Below are 23,343 nucleotides of genomic sequence, written 5' to 3' on the forward strand. Positions count from 1 at the left end.
AAGTACGCTCCGCTCCGGTTCTCGGTATCAACCATTCTCGCCGCGGCCTGACCTGAATCTCGGCTGCCCCCAGTCGGCGCCTGGACAAGAACTCAGCCCGCAGCTCGAAGAAGTTCAGCCGGCGGCGGCGACCTGATCGGCGATGGCGGAGAGCACGCCGCGGACGTCGAGCGTCGAGAACGGCTTTTCCAGGATCTGCGGCCGCTGTTGCGCCGGCAAGGCTTCGATCTCGGCCTTGGCGCCGATCAGGTCGCCGGTGACCAGCACGAAGCGTTTGGCGAGCGCCGACTTCTCGGCCAGCAGCTCGCGGTAGATGGCGATGCCGCTGATGCCGGGCATACGCAGGTCGGAAAAGACGATGTCGGGTGGCATGTGGTCACTCAGGGTTGTCGCCGCCGATGTCCAGACCGGCACGATCCGCGATTTGATGCCCATCAATTCCAGAATGTCGGAGAGCGAGCCGGCGACGTCGGGTTCGTCGTCGATGATCAGTGCGTGGCGCAAGCCGCTCGAACGGGCCGGGTTGTCGCCGACCGTGGCCGCGCCGCTGCTGATCGCTGGCAGCTGGACGACAAAGCGCGCGCCGCGCGGCAGCACCTCCTCGAACCAGACATTGCCATTGTGCCGCTCGATGATCGACTTCGAGATCGACAGGCCGATGCCGGTGCCGACGCCGACCGGCTTGGTGGTGAAATAGGATTCGAAGATGCGGCCGCGGATCGCCTCCGGAATGCCCGGTCCATTGTCCTCGACCGAAAAGCCGGGATTGCCGCGGTCGCTGCGGAATGTCCGCACCTTGATCAGCCGGTCACCGCCAATGCCGGCCAGAGCGTGCTGGCTGTTGATGAGAAAATTGGCGGCCACCTGCGTTACATGGTCGGCATCGGCCATCGCCAGCAGCGGGCCGGGCGCGAAATCGGTGTCGATGATGATGCCGCTCGAGCGCGCGCCATAGGCGGTCACTTCGAGTGCGGCGCGGATCACCTGGTTGAGATCGGTCTCGGCCTGCGCTGCCGGATGCAGGCGCACCATCGACAGGAAGCTCTTGACGATGCGGCCGCAGCGCTCGGCGGCGGCGCGCACTTTTTCGGCGCGCACCTTGGTCTGCGGGTCGGTGGCGAATTCATGCAGCAGCGTCGATTGCGCGACGACCACGGCGAGCGGGTTGTTGAGCTCGTGCGAAACACCGGCCAGCAGCGAACCCATCGCCGCCATCTTCTCGTTCTGGTGCAGTTTCTCGCGTTGGCGGTTGATCTCTTCCTCGGCGCGCAGTTTGTCGCGCAGGTCGCGGATCGAGCCGAAGATGAGGTGGCGGTCGGCAACCCGCATCTCGGTCGCGGTCAGCTCGATGGGAAACACCTCACCGGCCGCATTCTGGGTCACCGTCTCCAGCCGCTGGCCGACCATCGGCGCGCCGCGGCCAGACATGTACTCGGCCCCCGAGACATAGCCCTTGCGATAATATTCCGGCACCACCGTATCGAGCAGGTCCTTGCCGAGAATGTCGCTGCGCTGGAAGCCGAACATCTTTTCAGCGGCCGGATTGAATTCGATGATCGAGCCGGTCTCGTCGATGACGATGATGGCGTCGAGCGATGCCTGCAGCATGGTGCGGCGGATGACTTCGCTGGCGTGGGCATCCGACGGCGACCGCTCAATGGCGTCGCCGATGGCAAGCGCGATGATGTGCAGCGCCGCCTCTTCCTCGTCGGTCCACTCACGCTCACTGACGCAGTCATTGACCGCAAGCGTGCCCCACAGATGGCCGTGGGCGAACACCGACACCGACAGGAACGATTTGATGTGCTGCTTTTCGAAATCGGTCCTGAGAAAACCGTCGAGGTTGCGCGTGTGGCCGGCGAAGATCTTGCCTTGCCGTTCGTCCTCCGCAACCCGCTCCAGCAGCGGGTCGTTGTCGACGATCGATTGCATGATCACTGTCGGTGAGGCCAGCTCGCCGCCGAAGCGCGGGTCGATCCAGTAGGCGGCGACCGACTGGGCAAAACCCTGGCCGGGCAGCTCGCGCAGCCTGAACAGAATGCCGCGCTGGCAGTGCATGGCGACGCACAGCGTCTCCAGGATGGTGTCCATCTCGCGCTGCCAGTCGCCGGCTTCGCGCAGCCGGCGCACGACACGCACGGCCGCCATCGCGGCGCCCTGGCGAACGCCCTTCAGGTCCATGCGTGCTGGGTCAGCGGTCATGTCAGCCATCTATACAGGGCCGTGGGTGGCAGGGCTCTAGAACGGTGCACCCGTTCCATCTCTTTGTTCCGACGCAATTCCGGACGGAAAACCGCTACGCACTTTTCCTGGAATTGCTAGTGTCCGTCGCCGGTCGGCAGCGAGAAGATATAGCCTTCGCCGCGCACCGTGCGCAAAAATTTTGGATTGGCCGGGTCGGCTTCGATCTTCTTGCGCAGCCGCATGATGCGGATGTCGACCGCACGCGACGATTCCGGATCTTCGACGAAGCCGATCGCCTCGGAGATCGCCGCCCGCGTCAACAGCCGGTTGGCACGGGTCAGGAAAACCTCCAGCACGTCGAACTCGCTCTTGGCCATGTCGATGACGGTGCCGTTGGCGCCGGTGACAAGCCTGCCGTCGAGGTCAGCCTGGAATTGACCGAAGCTCAGCCGGCGCCCGCCATCGGCTTGCGCCTTCGCGGCCTGCGGCGGGCTCGGTTGCGGCACCCGGCGCAGCACGGAGCGGACACGGGCCAGCACCTCACGCAATTCATAGGGCTTGACGATGTAGTCGTCGGCGCCAAGCTCCAGCCCGACAATGCGGTCGAGCGCGGTGCCGGCAGCCGTGGCATAGATGATGCCGATCGGCATTTTCGAGCGCAGCCAGCGGCCGAGCGACAGGCCATCCTCGCCGGGCATGGCGATATCGAGGATGGCCAGGTTGAACGCTTCGGTCTCCAGCAAGGTGCGCGCCTCGGCAGCGCTTCCGACCTGGGTCACATCGTAACCATTGGCGCCGAGATACTCGGCGACAGCGTCCCTGAGATCGGGCTCGTCCTCGACGATGACAATTCGTGCCCGCACTATGGCCTCGCTCCCGCTTTCAGCAGAAACTAGATTGGGTATAAACATGATGTCCAGCACTCATATCCGGTTGCAGGGGCAGGGGAAGAAAATATGGCTGCACGATCCGTCATCGCGCTGGTTTCCGTCGCCGATGTGGTGGCCGGCGATCTCGCCGACCATCTCGACCGGCGTGGCCATGACGTGCGCGAGGCGCGGCAGCCCTGGGAAGCCGAATCCCTGCTCTCGGCCGGAGGCATAGACGTCGTCATCGTCGGTGACAGCGTCAGCCAGGCGGATGGGCGGGACCTGCTCAGGCGTTATGGCGGCGGCAAGAGCGTGGACGGGAAGGCCGGGCCCGATTTCATCCTGATCTGCCGACCGGCCGATCTGGTCGACAAGGTGCTGGCACTCGAGCTTGGCGCCGCCGACGTCGTTGAAAGCCCGCTCAATGTCCGGGAGCTTGCGGCGCGCATTGGCGGCCTGCTGACGCGGCGCGGCAGGTCTGCCCAGGAACTGATCGTGCTGGAAAATGCCACCGTCGATTTGCGGTCGGCCATCGTCATGCACCGCTCGGGTGCGGAAGAGCAGCTGTCGCCGGGCCAGGTGGCGCTGCTGAGGCTGTTTCTGGCCAGCCCGCGCAAGGTGCTGACGCGCGACGACATCATTGCAGCGGCGCCGGCTGAAAATGCCGATGCCTTCGACCGCTCGATCGATTCGCGCATCGTGCGGCTGCGCCGCAAGCTCGACACCGAAACCATCATCACCATACGCGGCGCCGGTTACCGGTTCGACCCGCCGACGCAGCGCGCCGACTGAGAGCAGTAAGGCTGGATTGTTACGCGGCTCGCCCAAAACCGCTGCGCAATTTTGGGCGGCATGCATAGGCGTCAGCGCACCACCAGAAGCGATGGTCCCGACGGCAATTCGCTGGCGACCACGATGTCGCTGGAAGCCTGCGCGCGGTCCTTCAGGAGAACTGTGGCGAGACCGGCAAAGCCGAGCAAGCCCTGTGCGTAGAGCAGTGCCGAAAGCACCGTGGCAGCAGATTTCGTCTTCATCGGTATCCCCAAAAATCAAAAACCGCGGGTGCTTCAGGATAAACCCGAAGTGCCCGCGCCGCCCACGGAGCCCCCCGCTGCGGCGCGGGCCTTCGGTCCTCTCGGCAGCAAGTTACCGGAGGGGCCGCGCATCCACTTCAACCCAAGGCCGACCCGCCAGAAGGCCTTGAGGCGGTTGATGCGCAGACTGGAGACAATCCAGACCAAGGCTATGAACAGCGCGGCATGCAGCGTCGAAACCTCACCCGAATTCATGACCGCCAGTTTCGTCATCGGGGTGCCGGCTATTGTGCCGATGCCGCCGACAACAAATGCGGCAATGCTTATCCTGAAGAGCCAGGACAGAGTGGTCGATCTGATGCTCATTTTCGTTTCGCGCCGGCTGTTCTCGTTGGGGATGACTGTGCCGTTGGCCTGTAACCAGATCATGCCGCCCGGGCCGCGCTTTGTTGCAAGTCGGTTTCGAGGGTAGCTAAACTCCTTTCATATAAAGGATATTCGCACTTTCGTTTGGTGGCTGGGGTCATGATCGAGAGTGAGCCGGGCAGACAGGAAGCACCCCTCGGCTCCTCCCTTGATCGACCCTTGCTTGTTAACCAGAGGAAACAGATTCGAAACACAAACGAGCATCAAGCGAAGTCAGCCTGAAACATGACGCGGGGATAAGGCGGTCATCGAATTGACGCCGGCCGGGCCGGCAAAAAGGGAGCCATCATGTACAGAGCCATTTCCGCCAAACTCATCAACGTGACCGTCGCCGCTGCCGGCGCCGCGCTCCTGCTTGGCGCCGCCAACAGCGCCGCCCATGCTGCGGCAAACCAGATCGTGGCGCGTGTCTCGCTGTCGCAGCAGACCATGGAAGTGCTGGTCAACGGCCGGCCGACCTTCGCCTGGAAGGTCTCGACCGGCGACAGGGCGCACGTCACGCCGACCGGCTCGTTCAAGCCGACCCGCATGCATGAGATGTGGTACTCGAAGAAATACGATAACGCGCCGATGCCGCATTCGGTGTTCTTCAGCGGTGGCTATGCGGTCCATGCGACCTATGCCATCAAGCGCCTCGGGCAGCCGGCGTCGCATGGCTGCGTGCGGCTGCATCCCGACAATGCCGCGGACTTCTACCAGCTGGTTGAAACCTTCGGCCCGACCAACACCAGCATCGTCATCGTCAAGTAGCAGACTGCGGTTGGAGTGGTGGTGCAGCGCGGCCAGACGGCCGTGCCGCACCGCAAGCTCCCGCCTGAAGCTCCATCAGGGCTTCGCGGTAAATCAATCCAGTCAAAAAAAGAGGCCGGAAGTTTCCGGTCTCTTTTTCGTTTGTTCGCTTCGCAGTTCGAGTGGGGCAGTTTTAGTCCACGGGCACCGGCATCAGCTTCGGGTCCGGCTTCTCGGCGTGATGCGGCAGGTCCTTGCTGGCGATGAAGGTGTAGAACATCGGCACCACGAACAGGGTGAACATGGTTCCGACCAGGATGCCGGTGAAGATCACCAGGCCCATCGAATAACGCGCCGCCGCACCCGCGCCGCTGGACACGATCAGCGGCACGACGCCGAGCGCCATTGCCGCCGTCGTCATCAGGATCGGCCGCAGGCGCACCTTCGCCGAGGCGATGATGGCCTCCCTTCGCGACATCTTGTGCTTCTCGCGTTGCTGGTTGGCGAACTCGACCAGGAGAATGCCGTGCTTGGTGATCAGGCCGATCAGTGTGATCAGGCCGACCTGCGTGTAGATGTTAAGCGTTCCAAGCCCCAGATTGAGCGGCACGATGGCGCCGAAGATCGACAGCGGCACCGCCATCATGATGATCAGCGGATCGCGGAAGCTTTCGAACTGCGCCGCCAGCACCAGGTAGATGACGATCACGGCGGCCGCGAACGCGATCAGGATCGTGTTGCCCTGCTCCTTCTCCTGCCGGGACTGGCCGGAATAATCGATGAAAAAGCTTTCGGGCAAGCTCTCCTTGGCAAGGTTCTCCAGGGTCTGCAGCCCGTCGCCCGTGGTGACGCCTGGAAGCGGCAGCGCTGATATCGTCGCCGAGTTCAGCTGGTTGAACTGCTCGATCGCGGCCGGCGAGGCGTTGGTCGAAATCTTCACCACCGCCGAAAGCGGCACCATCTCGCCGGTCACGCTGCGCACGAAATATTCGCCGAGCTTGTCGGGATTGTCGCGGAATTCCTGCGGCACCTGCGGGATGATGTCATAGCTGTTGGAGTCGCGGTCGAACTGCGCCACTTCGGCGCCGCCGACCAACAGCGTCAGCGTCTGGCCGATGTCGGCGATCGGCAGGTTGAGGGCGGCGGCACGGTCGCGGTCGATGGTCACCGTCACCTGCGGCGCGTCAAAGGACATCGAGTTCTGCACGACGATGAAGCGGCCGGAGGCCTGCGCCTTGTTCTTGATCTGCTCGGCCGCCTCGTAGACCTCGGCCGAACCGCCGGTCGAGCGAACCACCATGGAGATCGGCAAGCCGCCGCCGGAGCCGGGCAGCGTCGGCGGCGCGAAGACGAAAGCCTCGACGCCGGCGACCTTGGCGAGACGTCCCTGGATGTCGGCCTGAAGCTCCTTTGAACTGCGCTGACGCTCGGCCCAATCCTTGAAGGCGAAGCCGACAAAGGCGCCGTTGGTCGCGCCGCCAAAGGCAACGGCGGAGAATTGCGCCCTGGTTTCAGGAATGTCCTTCACCAGGCCGAGGATCTGGTTGACATAGGTCTCGGTGTAGTCGGATGTCGCATAGCGCGGTGCCGTCACGATCGACAGCAGGAAGCCCTGGTCCTCTTCCGGCGCCAGTTCGCTTGAAGTCTTGGTGAACATGAAGCCGGTGAGCGCAACCAGCGCCACGACCATCAGCAGCGTCACCGACCGATTTCTCAACGAGGCGGTGACCGCCCGCTCGTAGACATGCTCGACACGGCTGAAGGTGCCGTCGACGATGCGCTGGAAGCGGCCGGGGGCGCCGGCCTTCAGCAGGCGCGCCGCCATCATCGGCGTGATGGTGACGGCAATGACGCCGGACAGCACCACCGATCCGGCCAGCGTCACCGCGAACTCGCGGAACAGCGCACCGGTTAGGCCGCCGGTGAAGGCCAGCGGCGCGAACACGGCGGCCAGCGTAATCGTCATGGCCACGATGGCGGAGAAAATCTCGCGCATGCCGTTGAAGGCCGCCTGCATCGGCGACATGTGGTCTTCCTCCATGTGGCGATGGATATTCTCCACCACCACGATGGCGTCGTCGACGACAAGGCCGATGGCCAGCACCATGGCCAGCAGCGACAGAAGGTTGATCGAATATCCGACCGCAAACAAAAGGAAGCAGACGCCGACCAGCGACAGCGGGATGGTCACGATCGGCATCATCACCGAGCGGAACGAGCCGAGGAACAACAGGATGACCACGATGACGATGGCGACGGCCTCGGCGATCGTCTTGAAGACCTCGTCGATCGAAGCGCTGATCTGCTCGGTGGAATCGTAGACGATCTCGATGGTCATGCCTTTCGGCAGCGTGTCCTGAATCAAAGGCACGATCTTGTGGATCGCTTCCGCCGTCGTCAGCGGGTTGGCGGCCGGCGTCGGGAAGATGGCGAGGAAGGTGCCCGGCTTACCATTGAAGCTCACCCTGGTGTCGGTGCTCTCGGCGGCAAGCTCGACGCGCGCCACGTCGCGCAACCGCACCACCTGGCCGTCGGTCGAACGCAGCGGAAGTTCGGCAAAGGCCTCCGGCGTCTGCAAGGTCGAGCGAACGGTGATCGACGACACGACATATTCGTTCTCAGTGTTGCCGGGCGCCGACAGGAAGTTGGAGTTGTTGATGGCGGTCAGCACTTCGGCCGCGGTCACGCCGCGCGCGGCAAGCTTCACCGGGTCGATCCAGACGCGCATAGAATATTCTTCGGCACCGAAGATCTGCACATCGGCGACGCCTTCCACCGTCGATATGCGCGGCCGCACCACGCGCTCGATATATTCGGTGAGCTGCTCCTTCGTCATGTTCGGATTCTGCATCGAGATGTACATCATCGCGAATTCTTGGCCGGTACCCTTGACGATGACAGGGTCCTTCGAGGCGTCAGGCAAGGTGCCGCGCACGCCCTGCACCTTCGACAGCACCTCGGTCAGCGCGACATCCGGGTTGGAGCCGAGCTTCATCTGGACGACCACGGTGCTGGAAGAGGGCCGGCTCGACGAGGTGACGTAGTCGATGTTCTCGGTCGAGGCGACGGCACGCGCGATCGGGGCTGAGATGAAGCCCTGGATGAGGTCGGCGCTGGCGCCGGGATAGGCGGTCGTGATGGTGATCGCCGTCTCGTCGACCTTGGGATATTGCCGGATCGACAGGTTGAAGATGCCCTGGAAACCCAGGAGCAGGATCATGCAGGCCAGCACGGTGGAGAGCACCGGCCGGCGAATGAAGATATCGGAAACGTTCATTGCTGAGCCTGCTGGTTCGCCGACTTGCTGGGATCAATGGTGTTGTCGACAGCAACGGACATGCCGTTGAAGAGACGGTTCTGACCGGCGGTGACGACTTCGTCACCGGCCTTGATGCCTTCCACGATCTCGACCATGCCGTCGTTGCGGCGGCCGGGCTTCACGAACACCTGCGACAGGACAAGCGCCGGCTTCTCCTCTTCAGCGGCCGGTTTGCCGGCGTCGGCGGCGGCGGACTTGTCGGCGGCCTTGTCCGTGGACTTCGCCGCGTCGGCGGCGGGCTCGGCGGCCTCGGCCTGCGGCTTTGCGGCATCGTCGGCCGGTTTGTCGGCGGCCGGCTTCTGATCCTCGGCCTTTGCCGGCGGAGCCGCGCTCGCCTCGGCGGGCTTTGCCGGAACGACCACGAAGACGAAGTCGCCATAGAGGCTCGACGTCAATGCCGTCTGCGGCAAGGACAGGATATTTTTTTCCTGCGGCAGCTCGACGCGAACCTGGACGAACTGGCCGGGCGTCAGCTTGCCGTCAGGGTTGGCGACTTCGCCCCGGACGGACACCAGGCGGCTAGAAGCGTCGATCTTGGGGTCGATGCCGCGAATGGCGCCGGCAAACGGCATGTCGGCGCCGCCGCCGCTGCCGCCGAGGCCGAGCCGCACGGTCTGGCCGATCTTGAGCAGCGGCAGCTGCTGTTCGGGCACCGTGAAATCGACCCGCATAGTGTCCAGATCCTGCAAGGTCACCACCGCGCCGCCGGGCGAGAGATATTGGCCGATGTCGATCTTGGGGATGCCGACGGTGCCGCTGAAAGGCGCCGTCAGCTGCTTCTGGTCGAGCACCGCCTGCAGTTTGGCCACTTGGGCTTCGGTGGCTGCTGCGGTTGCACGTGCCGTGTCGAGCGTAGCCTCCGGATTAACGCCGCGCTTCTGCAGTTCGATGGCGCGCTCCAGCGCCGTCTGGACGACCGCCACTTGCGCCTTCGTTGCTTCGAGATCGGCGCGCTCGACGGCGTCGTCGAGCTGCAGCAGGACTGCGCCGTCGGCAACCTTCTGATTGGCGTGAAACAGGATCTCCTTGACAACGCCGCTGGTCTCGACGGTCAGGTCGACGCCGCGCACGGCGCGCACCGTGCCGATCGCCTCGACGCCCGGCGTCCAGTCGGAAGGCTTGGCGACAACCGTCGACACGGTCGTCGCCGGCGGCTTCATGGTGGCGAAATACTGTTTGATGGCGCTGTCACGGAACAGGTTGAAGCCGACGACGCCGACGCACACCAGAGCGAGCAGAAGCAGAATTGCTGTGATAGAGATGAAGCGCTTCACGAACTGTCCCCTCGGCTGGTGTCCGGCAAAATAGCCGAATTTCGGGACACCTATCCACGGGCAGGTCCCGATTACAAATGGCGGCGAACTTACTGTACCGTCTGGACGGTCTTGTCAATTCCGCCTAGGCTCGTGTGGGGGAAGGGACCGATGAAGACCCGAAGGGCAAATTCGCGCGACAAGATACTCGCCGCCGCTGCCGACGTAGCACGCGAGGCCGGCCCCGGCAGCCTGTCGCTGGATGCCGTCGCCAGCCGCGCTGGCGTGTCGAAAGGCGGCTTGCTTTACAATTTTCCGACCAAGGCCAAATTGATGCAGGGCCTGGTGGAGAATTACCTGCGCGCCTTCGAACTGGCGCTGGAATCGGGCCGCGTCGCCGGCGCCAGCGGCGAGAGCCTGCTTGCCACCTATATCCGGCTCTCCGCGGCTGATTGCGAGGAACCGAAGCCGGCGGCCTCGTGGATGTTCTCGGCGATCGCCGAGGATCCGGATTTCCTGACGCCGATAAAAGCCTTCAAGTCGCAGCTTCTGCAGCGGCTGAAGAACGAGACACCAGACCTCAAGACACTGCTGGTCTGCTTTCTGGCTATCGAAGGGATGCGCAGCATGAACCTCTTCGATTCCGACGTGCTTTCTGCCGACGAACGCCGCTTGCTGGTATCGGCGCTGCTCGAGATTGCGGGATAGTTCTATCAGGACGATGCAAGCGGGCGGGTCAAATCCCGGCGCTGCTGCGCCCCTTGCGCGATCAAAAGACCATAGCCGTCACATCAGCTTCATCGTCCGGCCATAGCGTCACCCGTGGTTCTTTGCTGCAGTGCAGACGGAGTGGGACGATGGTGGACGTTGTTTCTAGCGAGGCGGGTATTCCGAGACCGGACCATCCGCTCAATCAATCAGGCGGCGCGAAGTGGTTCCTGCCGGCCTTCGGCGTGCTGGTGCTCGTCGGTGTCATTTATGTCGGCTACGCGCTCAGCCAGGATCTGGCGGTGGCCAAGACCGTGCCGTGGATCCTGCTTGGCATTGCCTTGCTGATTGCGCTGGGTTTCGAGTTCGTCAACGGCTTCCACGACACCGCTAATGCGGTGGCGACCGTCATCTACACCCGCTCCATGCCGGCTGAATTCGCCGTCATGTGGTCGGGTGTCTTCAACTTCCTTGGCGTTTTGACCTCGAGCGGCGCGGTTGCGTTCGGCATCCTATCGCTGCTGCCGGTCGAGCTCATCCTTCAGGTCGGTTCTTCCTCGGGCTTCGCCATGGTGTTCGCGCTGCTCGTCGCGGCGATCCTGTGGAACCTCGGCACCTGGTTCCTCGGTCTGCCGGCTTCCAGCTCGCACACGATGGTCGGCTCGATCATCGGCGTTGGCCTCGCCAATCAGTTCATGGCGCCGGCCGGCAGCGCCACCAGCGGTGTCGACTGGGGCCAGGCGACCAATGTTGGCATCACGCTTCTGGTGTCGCCGATCGTCGGCTTCTTCGCCGCCTTTGTCCTGCTCTATGTGATGAAGCTGCTGGTGCGTAATCCTGCTCTCTACGAGGCGCCGAAGGGCAACGCGCCGCCGCCATGGTGGATCCGCGGCCTGCTGATCTTCACTTGCACCGGCGTGAGCTCTGCGCACGGGCTCCAATGACGGCCAGAAGGGCATGGGCCTGATCATGCTGATCCTGATCGGCGTCGTGCCGACGGCCTATGCGCTCAACCGCACGCCCGACATCAACTATCTCGACGCCTACAAGGCGGCTTCGGTCGGCGTCGAGACGGCGCTCGGCAATTACGTCAAGCCGGGCGTCACCGTGACCGACGCCAAGGCAGCGGTGCAGGATGCGGTGCGCACCAAGACCTGGAGCGACCAGACTGCGGTGGCGCTGCAGACATACATCCACGACACCACGGCTTCGTTGCAGCCTTACGCTTCGGTGAACAATGTGCCGACTGACCTCGTCAGCAACGCGCGCAACGACATCTATCTGATCGGCGAGGCGCAGAAGCTGATCGACAAGAAGAAACTGCTGCCGATGCAAGACGCCGACCTGAAGGCGGTGACCGACTATCACAAGGCTGTCGACAACGCGACGAAGTTCATCCCGCTATGGGTGAAGATCGCGGTGGCGTTGGCGCTCGGCCTCGGCACGATGGTCGGCTGGAAGCGCATCGTCGTCACGGTCGGCGAGAAGATCGGCAAGAGCCACCTGACCTATGGCCAGGGGGCCGCCGCCGAACTGGTTGCCATGATCACCATCGGCATGGCCGACCGTTTCGGCCTGCCGGTGTCGACCACCCATGTGCTGTCGTCGGGCGTTGCCGGCACCATGGCAGCCAACGGTTCTGGCCTGCAATGGTCGACGGTGCGCAACCTGCTGCTGGCCTGGGTGTTGACGCTGCCGTGCTCGATCACGCTCGCCTTCGTGCTGTTCATCATCTTCCGCCAGGTGTTCTGAGCGGAGCAGAGTTTCGACAAAAAAGCAGCGCCGGGCGACCGGCGCTGCTTTTTTGTCGTATGGATGTTCTACGGAGCTTCGAAGCGTGGGAGGGACAGCACCCCCCTCTGGCCTGCCGGCCATCTCCCCCGCAAGGAGGGAGATTAGCAGCTTCGCCGGCCGCTCTCTTCCTGCAACGCCGGTGATTGGCGAAAGCGATGGCGACATCTGATCTCCCCCCTTGCGGGGGAGATGTCCGGCAGGACAGAGGGGGTTTGAAGGAACTTGACTGCGGCGATTTCCTATGCCGGAAAGACCTCGTCAAGTTGTCCTTCTGCTCGACCCTAGGTCGGATCCTCGCGGTGCAGATCGTGGATGGTGACGCCGTCGGCATTGGTCGGCAGCATCAGCCATTTCTTGTGGCGCAGCGTGCGTTCCGTATCCTCCAGGCCCATCTCCCAATGCTCGCGCATCGAGGTGCCGGAGAATTCGTAGTCCTTGGCGTGCCCCTCGTAGCCTTTGTGCTGATAGATCAGGTGGACGATGTTGACCACGCCGGCATCCGAATAATCGGCGATCAATTCCTTCTCGCCGTCCTTAAGCTGCTCCGGCGGCACGCGCTTCAGCGCATCGAGCAACTTCATCTTCAGCGCATGGATGCGCTGGAAATTGTCGGTGTTCTGGCGTGTGCGGCTGGAATACATGATGTCCTTGTGGCGCGACAGCACGTCGGCCATGCCGCGCGGCAGCACGCCGCGGGCGCTGAACAGGTCGACCTGGAACACCAGCGAGGAGCGGTCCTCTTCCTGGTCGAGCAGATATTGCAGCGGCGTGTTGGAGACGATGCCGCCATCCCAGTAATATTCGCCCTCGATGCGAATCGACGGGAAGGCCGGCGGCAGCGCGCCGCTGGCCATGATGTGCTCCGGCTCGATGCGCACCTTCTCGGTGTCGAAGTAGACGAAATTGCCGGTCCGGACATTGACCGCGCCGACGCTCAGCCGCTTCTTGCCGTCGTTAAGCACATCGAAGTCGATCAGGCTTTCCAGCGTGTCCTTGAGCTCAGCGGTGTCATAGAAGGAGGTAGCGCCTTCGGCGCCCGACAGCTGGAGCCAGGGATTGCGCGAGCGCGGCTTGAAGAAGCCGGGCTGGCCCATCGCCATCGTCACGAAGGACGAGGTCTGGTTGCGGATATCGCGATAGATGTCGCCTTCGGGTGTATAGGGCCAGATCTTGCGGCCCGAGACCGTCTGCCAGAACTGTTCCAGCCGCTGCAGCCGGCGGCTCGGCTCGTTGCCGGCAATGATGGCGGCATTGATGGCGCCGATCGAGACGCCGGACAGCCAGGTCGGCTCGCAGCCGGCATCGGCAAGCGCCTGATAGACGCCGGCCTGGTAGGCGCCGAGCGCGCCGCCGCCCTGGAACACCAGGGCGATGCGATCGTATTGCGCGGTGATTTCCGCGATCGTGGCGGCAGCCGCCTTGCTGCGGTTACGCTCAAGCACCGACTTTCTCCAGTCTGGTCGCGCCGGCAGCAGACTGGCTGTTTTCGGCGAGGTAATCATGCACGACTTCGCCGAGGCCAAGCGTAAGATCGGCTTTGAAGTGGACGGCCGAGACGATGTCGAGCACTGGCAATTTCGCCACGTCGGCCATGACGTGGGGGCGAAGATCGAGCGCGGCCGGCGCTGTCCAGGCTTCCTTCAGCGTGATGTCGGTCAGGTAATAGCGCACCAGCTCGCAGATGCGTGGGGTTCCGTCGACATGCGGGATGATCTTGATCAGGAAGTTTGGCGCGGCGAGCGAGGCGAGCACCTGATCGTGGTCGGCCTCGCGATGCTTGTAACCCATGGTTCCGGTGGCGCAGAGAACGCTGCCGTAATGCAAGGTGCCGACGATAACTTCGCCCTCATGCACGATCTTGGGGTTGGCAAGTTTCTTGGGGAAACCCCAGAGCTCGCGGCCGCCGGCAATCGGCGCGTCGTCGTCGAGATACATGGAATGGACGTAGCCGCCATGCTGGCCCTTGTACTTCACCGGGATGACCTGGCCGGTCTCGGTGTAGTCGCCGAAGCCGGTTGAGTCAGGCATGCGGATAAATTCGTATTTGACCAGCGGCTCGTCGATCTCCAGCGGCGCCGGCACCACGGCCTCGAGCGCCTCGCGCGTCGTGCGGTAGGTGATGATGACGTATTCGCGATCGAAGAAACGGTATGGGCCGGGCGGGAAAGAAGGGTTGGTCAGCGGCATGGCATAGGCGCGCTTCACAACGTCGGCGATTTCCATGGTGTTGCCCCGTTTGGATCAGAAAAACCCCGCGCGAAAGCGCGACCAATTATGTTGCACGGCACCATGACACTGCCGTGTCAGCCTTAAGACGTGGTTCCAAGGGGCGGGCAAAGGGCGCCGCAGAGCTGTAACAGCGCCGACATATGGCTCTGGCATTGTCATGTTGCGGCGCACAAACTATGTGCCATTCATAGTCCCTCCCACCAGTCGCGAGATCTCCCATGGGTTCCCTGTCTTCGAAGAATGCGCTCGTCACCGGATCGACCAGCGGCATCGGCCTGGCCATTGCCCGCGCCTTTGCCGCCGAAGGCGCCAACGTCACCATCAACGGCCTCGGCGATGCCGCCGCGATCGAACAGGAGCGCGCCGGCATCGAGAAGGATTTTGGCGTCAAGTGCCGCTACTCCGGCGCCAACATGATGGACGGCGCGGCTGTGACCGCCATGGTGCACGAGGCTGAAGCTGCCTTCGGCAGCCTCGACATTCTGGTCAACAATGCCGGTATCCAGCACGTCGCGCCGATCGAGGAGTTTCCTGACGACAAGTGGGAAGCCATCATCCGCATCAATCTGCTCGCGGCCTTCTACGCGATCAAGGCCGCGGTGCCGGGCATGAAGGCGCGCAAATGGGGGCGCATCATCAACACCGCGTCGGCGCATGCGCTGGTCGCCTCGCCGTTCAAGTCGGCTTATGTTTCGGCCAAGCACGGCATTGCCGGCCTGACCAAGACGGTAGCGCTCGAGGTTGCGCAGGATGGCATCACCGTCAACGCCATCGCGCCTGGCTATGTCTGGACACCGCTGGTCGAAAAGCAGATCCCCGACACGATGAAGGCGCGTGGCATGACCGAGGAGCAGGTCAAGCACGACGTGCTTCTGGCAGCGCAGCCGACCAAGGAATTCGTTACCGTCGAGGAGCTTGCCGCGCTGACGCTGTTCCTGTGCTCGGATTCAGCCAAGCAGATCACCGGCACGACCTTGCCGATGGATGGGGGCTGGACGGCGCAATAGGCGCCGCCCCCAAAGGAAGGCCCCGAGCGCTGCTCTTTCCTTGACAATCGTGGTCGATCAATCCAGCATAGTGACAAGGGGTTCCTTCGCGACGACCCCGTGAGGCGTCAGCCCAATGATCGCGTCCAAACTCTCACTCTGGAGGTGGACGCCATGCCGTCAACAACCGCAATCACCGTAGCGCAGCTCTCCCGTCTCGTCGGCCTGCCGGACGCGCCTGTTCTTGTCGATGTCCGCATCGACGAGGATTATGACGCCGATCCGCGCTTGCTTCCGGCCTCATCCCGGCGCGACTTCAAGGCCGTTTCCACCTGGGCGGCCGAGTTCGCCGGACGCCACGTCGTCGTCATCTGTCAAAGGGGGCAAAAACTTTCGCAAGGCGTCGCTGCCTGGCTGCGCCATGAGGGCATCGCTGCTGAATCCCTGGAAGGCGGTTTCGAGGCCTGGCTGGCCGCCAAGGGGGTTCTGGTCACGGCCGACAAGATGCCGCGCCGCGACGACAAGGGCCGCACGGTCTGGGTGACGCGCGCGCGCCCCAAGGTCGACCGCATCGCTTGCCCGTGGCTGATCCGGCGTTTCATCGATCCTTCGGCGGTATTCCTGTTCGTCGAACCGGCCGAAGTGGTGGCTGCGGCCGACCGGTTCGCGGCGATCCCCTTCGACATCGACGACGTGTTCTGGAGCCATCGCGGCGAGCGCTGCACCTTCGACACCATGATCGAGGAATTCGGGCTGCGCTCCGAGGCGCTCGACCATCTTGCCTTGATCGTGCGTGCGGCCGACACGGCGCGCCTCGATCTCATACCGCAGGCGGCAGGGTTCCTCGCGGCATCGCTCGGCCTGTCGCGCATGTTCCGCGACGACCTCGAACAGCTCGAGGCCGGCATGCTGCTCTACGATGCGTTTTTCCGGTGGTGCCGCGACGCCACCGACGAAACCCACAACTGGCCGAGCGGAGGCAAAGCGCCGTGAGCGCCCTTGCCGTGGACAACAAGGCGCATGGCGTTGAGGCGCCCTCATCGCCGACCTTCAGGCAAGCCGCAAAACTGTGGGCGAAAATCGGCCTGCTCTCCTTCGGCGGACCGGCCGGACAGATCGCGCTGATGCACAAGGAACTGGTCGAGGAACGGCGCTGGATCGGCGAGCAGCGATTCCTGCATGCGCTCAACTATTGCATGCTTTTGCCCGGCCCCGAGGCACAGCAGCTGGCGATCTATATCGGCTGGCTGCTGCACCGCACAGCCGGCGGCCTTGTGGCCGGCATTCTGTTCGTGCTGCCGGGCGCCCTGGTCATGCTGGGCCTCAGCATCTTCTACGTGCTCTACAATGATGCGCCTGTCATCGAGGCGCTGTTCTTCGGCATCAAGGCAGCGGTGTTGGCCGTCGTCGTCGAGGCGGTCATCCGCATCGGCAAACGGGCGCTCAAGAACCGGGTGATGGTGGCGATCGCGGTGGTCGCCTTCCTTGCCATCTATGTCGTCAGGCTGCCGTTTCCGCTGATCATCCTGTTTGCAGGGCTGACTGGCTGGATCGGCAATCGCCTGGCGCCGGCGCGGTTTTCCGGAGCCGCACACGGCAAGAACAATTTGCCTGATATCAGAGGCGCGGTCGATCTGATGTTCGAACGCGGCGAACTCGCCCATACCAGGCCGACGAAATGGCATGCGCCGCGCACCATTGCGATCTGGCTGCCGATCTGGCTCGGACCGGTTGTGCTGATCCTGGCGCTGACCGGCCCAGCCAGCGTGTGGACACAGCTCGGCGGCTTCTTCAGCCTGATGGCGGTGGTCACATTCGGCGGCGCCTATGCGGTACTCGCCTATGTCGCGCAAGCAGCGGTGACCTCGTTCGGCTGGCTGGCACCCGGCGAAATGGTCGACGGCCTCGGCCTTGCCGAGACGACGCCGGGACCGCTGATCCTGGTGTTGCAATTCGTCGGTTTCGTCGCCGCCTACCGGAATGCCGGCGTGATGAGCCCGCTCGTCGCCGGATCGCTCGGCGCGTTGCTGACGCTCTGGGTGACGTTCGTGCCGTGCTTCTTCTGGATTTTTCTCGGCGCCCCCTACATCGAGGCGCTGCGTGGCAACAAGGCGCTGTCGGCGGCCCTGACAGCGATCACGGCGGCAGTCGTCGGCGTGGTGATGAACCTTGCTTTGTGGTTCGCGCTGCATGTCGTTTTCGGCGCGGTGCACCGTGTCGGCCTCGGGATGGAGGTGCCGGTGCTGTCGTCGCTGGACTGGCGCGCGGCACTGCTGGCGGCAGCCGCCATGGTCGCCATGCTGAAACTGAAGATCGGCATGCTGCCGACATTAGCCGGCTCGGCGCTGGCCGGGTTGGCGCTGCTGGCTTTGCCTGCTTAGAAAGGATCAGCGCGCGTCCGGGCGAAACGCTTTATGTCGAATCCGATACCGCCAAGCTGAACCTGTTCGACGCGGAGAGCGGGCGAGCGCTGGTAGGCTGATTTGACGAGGTTAGCCGAGCTGCTTCAAAGTCGGTCCCGGATCGCGCAACGGGATATGACATGGTGAATTTTGATCGGATCGACAAGCTGATCGCAGGGGTGCCCCCGGCCTTGGCGCTTCGCGCCGGGCTGGATCTTGGCATCTTCACCCGGCTCGGCGGCAACGCGATGACTGCCGACAGCCTTGGGGCGGCGCTCAAGGTCGAGCCCGATCGTCTGTCGCGGCTCCTCTACGCGCTCGCCAGCATCGCTCTCCTCGAAGTCGAGGATGGTCAATTTCGCAACGGAGCCGAAGCGTCGGAATTCCTCGACGCGTCCAAGCCGACCTATCGCGGCGGCGACCATGCGCTGCTGCGCGAGCTCTGGGGAGCCGACCTTTTGACCGCCGAGTCGTTGCGACAGAACCGGCCGGCTGCGCTGCACGACTTTTCCGAAGCGGGGCCTGAGTCTGCGGCGGCCTTCAGCCGCATGCTCGCACCGGGCGGGGTGATTTTCGGCCGAAATCTGGCCCGCGCGTTGGATCTGTCGGCGATCGGCTCGGTGATCGACATTGGCGGCGGCGCCGGGACCATTCTCGTCGGACTTCGCGAGCGGTGGCCGCACATTGCGGCGACCCTGATGGAACTGCCAACGGTCGCAGCGGTCGCGCCAGCCATCCTGTCGGAATACGGTGCCGACGACGTGGTCGTAGAAGAAGGCGACATAACTGTCGCGCCATCGATCGGTCGGCACGATCTGGCGATCCTGAAGGCCGTCGTCCAGGTCCTGCCGCCGGATCAGGCGCGCAGTTCGATCCTGAATGCCGCACGTTGCCTCACACAAGGAGGCGAGATCGTAATTGCGGGGTGGGGTGCCGTCGATGACGACCGCCTCGGCCCGCCCGAGGGTGTCTTTCTCAATCTCACTTTCCTGAACCTCTATCGCGCAGGCGAATCGTACACCGACGGTCAGTATCGCGCGTGGATGAGCGAGGCAGGATTTCGGGATATCTCGAGGTCGCGCCTGGCGGACGGCTGCACGTTGTTTCGTGCGCGCCTCGCGGGCTGATCGCGGCGGAATGGCTGGTTTCGGACGGAAAGTCTGTCCGAGGCGCGTCCCGTCGCCGTGGCTCTCAAAGCCAGCCCTGGATGGATCGTACAAAGTTCCTGAGGCCGCGTGAACCGATCTTTCCCCTCACCGGGCAGCGCGGGGTATCAGCAGTCTTCTTCACGATGAGTTGTTTGGTACGCGAGATCTCTTGAAACTCTTGCGCGTAGGCGACCAGGAAGCCATCGACGGCGGACGTGGGACGTTCCCAATTGGCCTTGTCGTCCTTATAGTCAGTGTAGTCGTCCCAAATGAGCATGCCGCCAAGCTTGAGCATCCCCCATGCCAGGACGCTATCCATCATGACGCTTTCGCGCTCGTGACAGCCATCGACAGATAAACCAGGTCGAATTCCGCACCTGCCTGGCGTAGCCTGATCAGCGCCGGCAGCGAGAAGTCGCGAATCTTCGTAGCGCTTCAAATTCCTGTCGAACCTTTTCTCCCGTTTGTGGAAGGGATCAACGCAGGTGATGACGGCCTTTCGCAAATAGCTGGCAAAGAAGAGCGCGGAGCGACCTTCCATGGAGCCAATTTCCAGAATCGAAAGCGGCGTGTCCCTTAGCGGTTCAAGAATGGGCATCCACGTCGACAGCTTGTTCGTCACGTAGTCGCGCTCGGCAAACGAAGCTGAAGCGTTGATGCTCTGCCAATCGAAACCCATCCCGGTCAGGCGCCCCTTCAGTGTGCCGGTGATTGTCGTTCCGGCCTCGCCGCACATTTGAACAATTTTGCGCCTTGAAACCATCCCCTGTCTTCTCGATAGCTTCTTCGCAGACGGGCAGCAAATGTCATTTGATCGACAACAAAGTTCGCGATAGCGGCATATGACCTCTCCATGAAAACGATGTCCGCATTCATCGATTCTGGTGCGATACCTCCGACAACATGAGGCGCGGTCGCGGCAATTGCGCCCAGCCCGTAGGACTACGTCGAATCGGAATGGAGTTTTTAGACATTCGTTTATCTATTCGTGGTTTCTAATAACATATGGCATTCAATGTGTTCACCTGGATGTGGTTTGTTTTCGGCCGCCTAAGACGCGCCACGAACGGTAACGTTGCCGTCATCTTTGCCTTCACCTTGCCGGTCGTCGTCGGTGGCGCGGGACTTGGTGTCGAGACCTCCCTCTGGTACTACAACAGTCTGAAGCTGCAGGCGGTGGCCGATGCCGCAGCCTACGCCGGCGCGCTCGAGAAAGTCGCGGGGTCCGACAACCCAACCATCATCGCCGCCGCGACGCAGTCGGCGACCTCGAACAATTTTGCCACGCCGGGCACGATCGAGGTCAACACGCCGCCATTGTCCGGCCCGAACACCGCGAAGAAGGCGGTGGAGGTCATCGTCAAGCAGAACCTCGATCGCTACTTCACGGCGATTTTCAACCAGGCGCCCGTTGCCGAACAGGCAAGGGCGGTGGCGCTGATCACCGACGCCTCCAAGGCCTGCGTGCTGGCGCTCAGTCCGTCGGCCGCCCAGGCTGCGCTCTTTTCCGGCAACACCACCGTCAACCTCACCGGCTGTTCGGTCATGTCGGACTCGATTGCCTCGGACGCCATAAAGACGCAGGGATCGGCTGTGCTCAACGCCGACTGCTTGATCACGGTCGGCGGCATGGTGCTGAACAATCCGGCGACCACGGTCTGCAAGTCCAACATCACCCAGGCGTTGCCCGCATCCGATCCTTTCTCCAGCCTGCCGACTCCTGCGGCCGGCAACCCGTGCAAGAACGTCAACGGCAACAAATCCTCGCAAACGCTCCAGCCTGGCACCTACTGCAGCGGCATGAGCCTCAGCGGCAACGTCACCCTGCAGCCCGGCGTCTATGTCGTGCAGGGCAGTATGAAGGTCAACGCCAACGCGGTCGTCGCGGGCAGCGGGGTAACCATCTTCATGGCAGGCAGCAACACCGTCAGCATGAACGGCAACGCCAAGGTGACGCTGAGCGCGCCGACATCCGGAACCTATTCCGGCGTGCTGTTCTACGGCGACAGGACCGGGACTGCGGCGCAGAGCACCTTCAATGGCACCGCGAACTCGCTTCTGACAGGCGCCATCTATTTCCCCAGGCAGCAGGTCAACTACCTTGGCAACTTCTCGGGGAGCGGCGGCTGCACTCAGGTCGTCGCTGACACCATCCAGTGGTCCGGCAGTACGACCATCAAGCAGGACTGCACCAGCCTTGGAATGAAGAACATTCCGGCGACGCAGTCCGTTCAGCTTGTCGAGTAGCGGGATGGGTAGGCGGACCTTGCGCATTGTCCGGAATGAATCCGGGGTAGCTGCGGTGGAATTCTCCATGTTACTCCCCATCCTGTGCCTCGTCTGCTTCGGCATCGCCGACGGCTGGTCCTACGTGACGAGTTACCTGCAGATGCGCGCCGGCGTCAAAACCGCGGCCAATCTCGTGATGGCCGGCGCGTCCAATGACACGGGAACGCAGGCGGTCGCGCTTTCGAGCTGGAACCACAAGCCCGAGGATGCCGCGGTCGTGCTGGTCCGCTCCTATTTGTGCGGCACCACGGTCGTGACTGCGACCACCATTTGCGGCGGAACGAAGCTGCCAACCGTCTTCGTCCAGATAACGGCGACGGGCACCTGGGTGCCCCCGTTCAACTTCGGCGTCTTCCCGGACCCGCGCGCGATCACCCATCAGGAGGTGATCCGTGTCCGCTGAAAGGATCGGGTCCGGATGGCGCCGTGACTGTTCCGGCGCAGCAGGGCTGGAATTCGCCTTGATCGCGCCTATCCTGGTGATGCTCTTGTTCGGAATCTTCGCCTTCGGCTGGGCCATGAACGCCGTGTCGACCGTCCGCTATACGCTGGAGACCTCTTCTCGGGCGCTGCAACTGAACAACACGCTTTCGCAGAGCGACATCCAGGCCATCGCTACGGAGAAATTGGCGAACCTGGGTCTGCAGAACGTCGTTGTGACGATCGCGATCGACCCTGCCAGCGGCGGCTTCAAGATGGCGCATCTGACCGCCAGCTATGCCTTCGTCATCGCCTTCCCGTATTTCGACCAGTATCCGATAAATTACGCTACGACCGTCACCGTTCCGCTGGTTGCCAGCTAGGTTGCGGCCGGCTTTCATTGAGTTGGCGACGCCCAACTCAGACCGTAACGGAACCACCGGGAGCCATAGCCGCCCCATCCGAGGTTGTACTTGCAAGGCGGTCGATTCCCTTCGTGGATGTAGCCCCTTAAAAGCCCGCTGCTGAAACCTCGGTGGTGGGCTTTTTCTCTATCGGACTAAAGTCTTGCTGCTTGCTTTCGAAGGTCTGATGTAACCGCTTTGGTTCTGTTCCTGTCCATTTGATGTTCCGAACTTTTTAGTGAATCCTCATAAATTTTCGTCGGTCTGGATGATGCTACCCAGCCTTAGGTCAAGTGGCCCGAAGTCTCTGGGAGATGCTTCGCAACTTTCCGCACGTCGAACCGTACAGGTGGGAGGTCGCTCCGTTGTAGCCTCATGCCGGGGCGGCTGGCTCGCTGAGGGTTCGGGTGGGGTGTTCTCGGCGAGCCTGCAGGGACAGAACCCACGGAAGACCAGGGACTTCAGTCTTAGTTGAGCAATGGCTGACGTGCCTATAAGTTGAGCGTTGCGGGCTAAACCCTTAAGGCGGCGGAGCTTCGACGGTAATCTTGATCGCGGCATAGTAAGCCGCAACATTGGCGATGTCTTCATCGCTGAGGTTCTTGACGACCAACGACATCATATAACTCTTGCGCTCTCCGGCCTTGTAAGCCATCAGCGAGTGGACGAGATAGTCGTACTTCTGCCCGGCGAGATTGGGCGCTTCGCCACCGCCGGCCAGAGCTCTGCCGAGGCCTTCCTTGCCGTGGCACGATTGGCATTTCACCGTGACTGCCCGGCCGGCGGTGCTGTCGCCTGCTGCCTGAGCAGATGACGACGTGACCACGAGGGCAGCCAGGCCAAGGATCAAACCACGCATACTATGCATCGAAGTCCTCCCATCGGTTGACGAAGTTCAATCTAAGAGCTTTCCGAGTGCGGCCAGTTGATCGGGGTCGGCGACGCCGCCCCATAGAGAAAGCGTGATCGACTCTTTCAAGCGTCCGTGGGCCTTTTAGATCGGACGACAAGGCACCCTACACCCGGCAAGACGGCGTAGCGAATCTTCCAAGGTCGAAGATTGGAGATTCAAACTGAGACACTACCCAATCGCGTGAATGGCTGTTCCCTGCCGAGAGCGAAAGCGGCCACATCATCGAGCACTAAGAG

General features: G+C 62.8%; 20 protein-coding genes and 1 pseudogene. 12 read left to right on the plus strand and 9 right to left on the minus strand.

Annotated elements, in window-relative coordinates:
- Positions 1-114: 114 nt before the first annotated feature.
- Together AC1D1L_RS27655 and AC1D1L_RS27660 are read right to left on the minus strand one after the other, a co-directional pair.
- Positions 115-2,202 (minus strand): GAF domain-containing sensor histidine kinase, encoded by a 2,088-nt coding sequence (locus tag AC1D1L_RS27655; RefSeq protein WP_477344428.1) that lies wholly within the window; start codon positions 2,200-2,202, stop codon positions 115-117.
- A 116-nt stretch (positions 2,203-2,318) separates the two neighbouring features.
- A complete protein-coding gene (locus tag AC1D1L_RS27660; RefSeq protein ID WP_477344429.1) occupies positions 2,319-3,095 on the minus strand; it encodes a response regulator in 777 nt (258 codons plus the stop codon).
- Between the two features lie 45 nt (positions 3,096-3,140).
- Here AC1D1L_RS27660 and AC1D1L_RS27665 point away from each other — a divergent pair, with 45 nt between their 5' ends.
- Positions 3,141-3,845 (plus strand): response regulator transcription factor, encoded by a 705-nt coding sequence (locus AC1D1L_RS27665; protein ID WP_192258351.1) that lies wholly within the window; start codon positions 3,141-3,143, stop codon positions 3,843-3,845.
- Between the two features lie 71 nt (positions 3,846-3,916).
- On the opposite strand, the gene AC1D1L_RS27670 is transcribed toward AC1D1L_RS27665, so the two are convergent.
- Complete coding sequence (locus AC1D1L_RS27670; protein ID WP_185970250.1) at positions 3,917-4,087, minus strand: hypothetical protein; 171 nt, start codon at positions 4,085-4,087, stop codon at positions 3,917-3,919.
- On the opposite strand from AC1D1L_RS27670, the gene AC1D1L_RS27675 reads away from it, so the two are divergent.
- Both AC1D1L_RS27675 and AC1D1L_RS27680 read left to right on the plus strand, forming a co-directional pair.
- The gene (locus AC1D1L_RS27675; protein ID WP_477344430.1) at positions 4,065-4,559 is read left to right on the plus strand and encodes a hypothetical protein; all 495 of its coding nucleotides are present in this window, start codon (positions 4,065-4,067) and stop codon (positions 4,557-4,559) included. The two genes, AC1D1L_RS27670 and AC1D1L_RS27675, sit on opposite strands and share 23 nt — an antisense overlap.
- 242 nt (positions 4,560-4,801) lie before the next feature.
- On the plus strand, positions 4,802-5,263 hold the full coding sequence (locus AC1D1L_RS27680) for a L,D-transpeptidase (protein WP_142866521.1): 462 nt from the start codon (positions 4,802-4,804) through the stop codon (positions 5,261-5,263).
- A 172-nt stretch (positions 5,264-5,435) separates the two neighbouring features.
- Here AC1D1L_RS27680 and AC1D1L_RS27685 read toward each other — a convergent pair whose 3' ends face one another.
- Together AC1D1L_RS27685 and AC1D1L_RS27690 are read right to left on the minus strand one after the other, a co-directional pair.
- A complete protein-coding gene (locus AC1D1L_RS27685; RefSeq protein ID WP_477344432.1) occupies positions 5,436-8,519 on the minus strand; it encodes an efflux RND transporter permease subunit in 3,084 nt (1,027 codons plus the stop codon).
- Positions 8,516-9,835, minus strand: a complete 1,320-nt coding sequence (locus tag AC1D1L_RS27690; RefSeq protein ID WP_477344433.1) for an efflux RND transporter periplasmic adaptor subunit — start codon at positions 9,833-9,835, stop codon at positions 8,516-8,518. Before AC1D1L_RS27690 ends, AC1D1L_RS27685 begins: the two co-directional genes overlap by 4 nt.
- A 150-nt stretch (positions 9,836-9,985) precedes the next feature.
- On the opposite strand from AC1D1L_RS27690, the gene AC1D1L_RS27695 reads away from it, so the two are divergent.
- Together AC1D1L_RS27695 and AC1D1L_RS27700 are read left to right on the plus strand one after the other, a co-directional pair.
- A complete protein-coding gene (locus AC1D1L_RS27695; RefSeq protein ID WP_477344434.1) occupies positions 9,986-10,522 on the plus strand; it encodes a TetR/AcrR family transcriptional regulator in 537 nt (178 codons plus the stop codon).
- A 149-nt stretch (positions 10,523-10,671) separates the two neighbouring features.
- Positions 10,672-12,274, plus strand: a pseudogene (locus AC1D1L_RS27700) (inorganic phosphate transporter).
- A 323-nt stretch (positions 12,275-12,597) separates the two neighbouring features.
- On the opposite strand, the gene AC1D1L_RS27705 reads toward AC1D1L_RS27700, so the two are convergent.
- Positions 12,598-13,758: a patatin-like phospholipase family protein gene (locus tag AC1D1L_RS27705; protein WP_477344435.1), complete on the minus strand. Its 1,161-nt coding sequence runs from the start codon at positions 13,756-13,758 to the stop codon at positions 12,598-12,600.
- Complete coding sequence (locus AC1D1L_RS27710; RefSeq protein ID WP_477344436.1) at positions 13,751-14,539, minus strand: acetoacetate decarboxylase; 789 nt, start codon at positions 14,537-14,539, stop codon at positions 13,751-13,753. Before AC1D1L_RS27710 ends, AC1D1L_RS27705 begins: the two co-directional genes overlap by 8 nt.
- Positions 14,540-14,763: 224 nt before the next feature.
- On the opposite strand from AC1D1L_RS27710, the gene AC1D1L_RS27715 reads away from it, so the two are divergent.
- The 4 genes from AC1D1L_RS27715 (at position 14,764) to AC1D1L_RS27730 (ending at position 19,060) form a co-directional block, all read left to right on the plus strand.
- Positions 14,764-15,552, plus strand: a complete 789-nt coding sequence (locus AC1D1L_RS27715; RefSeq protein ID WP_477344437.1) for a 3-hydroxybutyrate dehydrogenase — start codon at positions 14,764-14,766, stop codon at positions 15,550-15,552.
- Between the two features lie 153 nt (positions 15,553-15,705).
- Entirely contained in the window at positions 15,706-16,524 is an 819-nt protein-coding gene (locus AC1D1L_RS27720) for a chromate resistance protein ChrB domain-containing protein (RefSeq protein WP_477344439.1), read from the plus strand.
- The gene (gene chrA / locus AC1D1L_RS27725; protein WP_477344440.1) at positions 16,521-17,912 is read left to right on the plus strand and encodes a chromate efflux transporter; all 1,392 of its coding nucleotides are present in this window, start codon (positions 16,521-16,523) and stop codon (positions 17,910-17,912) included. The genes AC1D1L_RS27720 and chrA overlap by 4 nt, the downstream gene beginning before the upstream one ends.
- Positions 17,913-18,073: 161 nt before the next feature.
- On the plus strand, positions 18,074-19,060 hold the full coding sequence (locus tag AC1D1L_RS27730; RefSeq protein WP_477344441.1) for a methyltransferase: 987 nt from the start codon (positions 18,074-18,076) through the stop codon (positions 19,058-19,060).
- A gap of 64 nt (positions 19,061-19,124) precedes the next feature.
- Here AC1D1L_RS27730 and AC1D1L_RS27735 read toward each other — a convergent pair whose 3' ends face one another.
- Positions 19,125-19,844: a class I SAM-dependent methyltransferase gene (locus tag AC1D1L_RS27735; RefSeq protein ID WP_477344442.1), complete on the minus strand. Its 720-nt coding sequence runs from the start codon at positions 19,842-19,844 to the stop codon at positions 19,125-19,127.
- 242 nt (positions 19,845-20,086) lie between these two features.
- Between AC1D1L_RS27735 and AC1D1L_RS27740 the strand changes: the two genes are divergently transcribed.
- Genes AC1D1L_RS27740 through AC1D1L_RS27750 form a run of 3 tightly spaced genes read left to right on the plus strand, consistent with a single transcriptional unit; the run spans position 20,087 to position 22,173 of the window.
- The gene (locus tag AC1D1L_RS27740) at positions 20,087-21,328 is read left to right on the plus strand and encodes a pilus assembly protein TadG-related protein (RefSeq protein WP_477344443.1); all 1,242 of its coding nucleotides are present in this window, start codon (positions 20,087-20,089) and stop codon (positions 21,326-21,328) included.
- 4 nt (positions 21,329-21,332) lie between these two features.
- Positions 21,333-21,773, plus strand: coding sequence for a TadE/TadG family type IV pilus assembly protein (locus AC1D1L_RS27745; RefSeq protein WP_477344444.1), 441 nt, complete (start codon positions 21,333-21,335; stop codon positions 21,771-21,773).
- Positions 21,763-22,173, plus strand: a complete 411-nt coding sequence (locus AC1D1L_RS27750; protein WP_477344445.1) for a TadE/TadG family type IV pilus assembly protein — start codon at positions 21,763-21,765, stop codon at positions 22,171-22,173. Before AC1D1L_RS27745 ends, AC1D1L_RS27750 begins: the two co-directional genes overlap by 11 nt.
- A 541-nt stretch (positions 22,174-22,714) precedes the next feature.
- Here the strand turns inward: AC1D1L_RS27750 and AC1D1L_RS27755 are convergent.
- A complete protein-coding gene (locus AC1D1L_RS27755; protein ID WP_477344446.1) occupies positions 22,715-23,062 on the minus strand; it encodes a c-type cytochrome in 348 nt (115 codons plus the stop codon).
- Positions 23,063-23,343 lie beyond the last annotated feature (281 nt).

This window comes from Mesorhizobium sp. P2_D6 (assembly GCF_056404315.1).

Excerpts from the sequence above, each read along its gene's own strand:
- AC1D1L_RS27665 (WP_192258351.1), top strand. The coding sequence starts at position 3,141 with ATGGCTGCACGATCCGTCATCGCGCTGGTTTCCGTCGCCGATGTGGTG.
- AC1D1L_RS27685 (WP_477344432.1), bottom strand. The coding sequence starts at position 8,519 with ATGAACGTTTCCGATATCTTCATTCGCCGGCCGGTGCTCTCCACCGTG.
- AC1D1L_RS27745 (WP_477344444.1), top strand. The coding sequence starts at position 21,333 with ATGGGTAGGCGGACCTTGCGCATTGTCCGGAATGAATCCGGGGTAGCT.
- AC1D1L_RS27710 (WP_477344436.1), bottom strand. The coding sequence starts at position 14,539 with ATGGAAATCGCCGACGTTGTGAAGCGCGCCTATGCCATGCCGCTGACC.
- AC1D1L_RS27720 (WP_477344439.1), top strand. The coding sequence starts at position 15,706 with ATGCCGTCAACAACCGCAATCACCGTAGCGCAGCTCTCCCGTCTCGTC.
- AC1D1L_RS27680 (WP_142866521.1), top strand. The coding sequence starts at position 4,802 with ATGTACAGAGCCATTTCCGCCAAACTCATCAACGTGACCGTCGCCGCT.
- AC1D1L_RS27735 (WP_477344442.1), bottom strand. The coding sequence starts at position 19,844 with ATGGTTTCAAGGCGCAAAATTGTTCAAATGTGCGGCGAGGCCGGAACG.
- AC1D1L_RS27715 (WP_477344437.1), top strand. The coding sequence starts at position 14,764 with ATGGGTTCCCTGTCTTCGAAGAATGCGCTCGTCACCGGATCGACCAGC.
- AC1D1L_RS27655 (WP_477344428.1), bottom strand. The coding sequence starts at position 2,202 with ATGACCGCTGACCCAGCACGCATGGACCTGAAGGGCGTTCGCCAGGGC.
- AC1D1L_RS27755 (WP_477344446.1), bottom strand. The coding sequence starts at position 23,062 with ATGCATAGTATGCGTGGTTTGATCCTTGGCCTGGCTGCCCTCGTGGTC.
- AC1D1L_RS27740 (WP_477344443.1), top strand. The coding sequence starts at position 20,087 with ATGGCATTCAATGTGTTCACCTGGATGTGGTTTGTTTTCGGCCGCCTA.
- AC1D1L_RS27730 (WP_477344441.1), top strand. The coding sequence starts at position 18,074 with ATGGTGAATTTTGATCGGATCGACAAGCTGATCGCAGGGGTGCCCCCG.
- AC1D1L_RS27670 (WP_185970250.1), bottom strand. The coding sequence starts at position 4,087 with ATGAAGACGAAATCTGCTGCCACGGTGCTTTCGGCACTGCTCTACGCA.
- AC1D1L_RS27660 (WP_477344429.1), bottom strand. The coding sequence starts at position 3,095 with ATGTTTATACCCAATCTAGTTTCTGCTGAAAGCGGGAGCGAGGCCATA.
- AC1D1L_RS27695 (WP_477344434.1), top strand. The coding sequence starts at position 9,986 with ATGAAGACCCGAAGGGCAAATTCGCGCGACAAGATACTCGCCGCCGCT.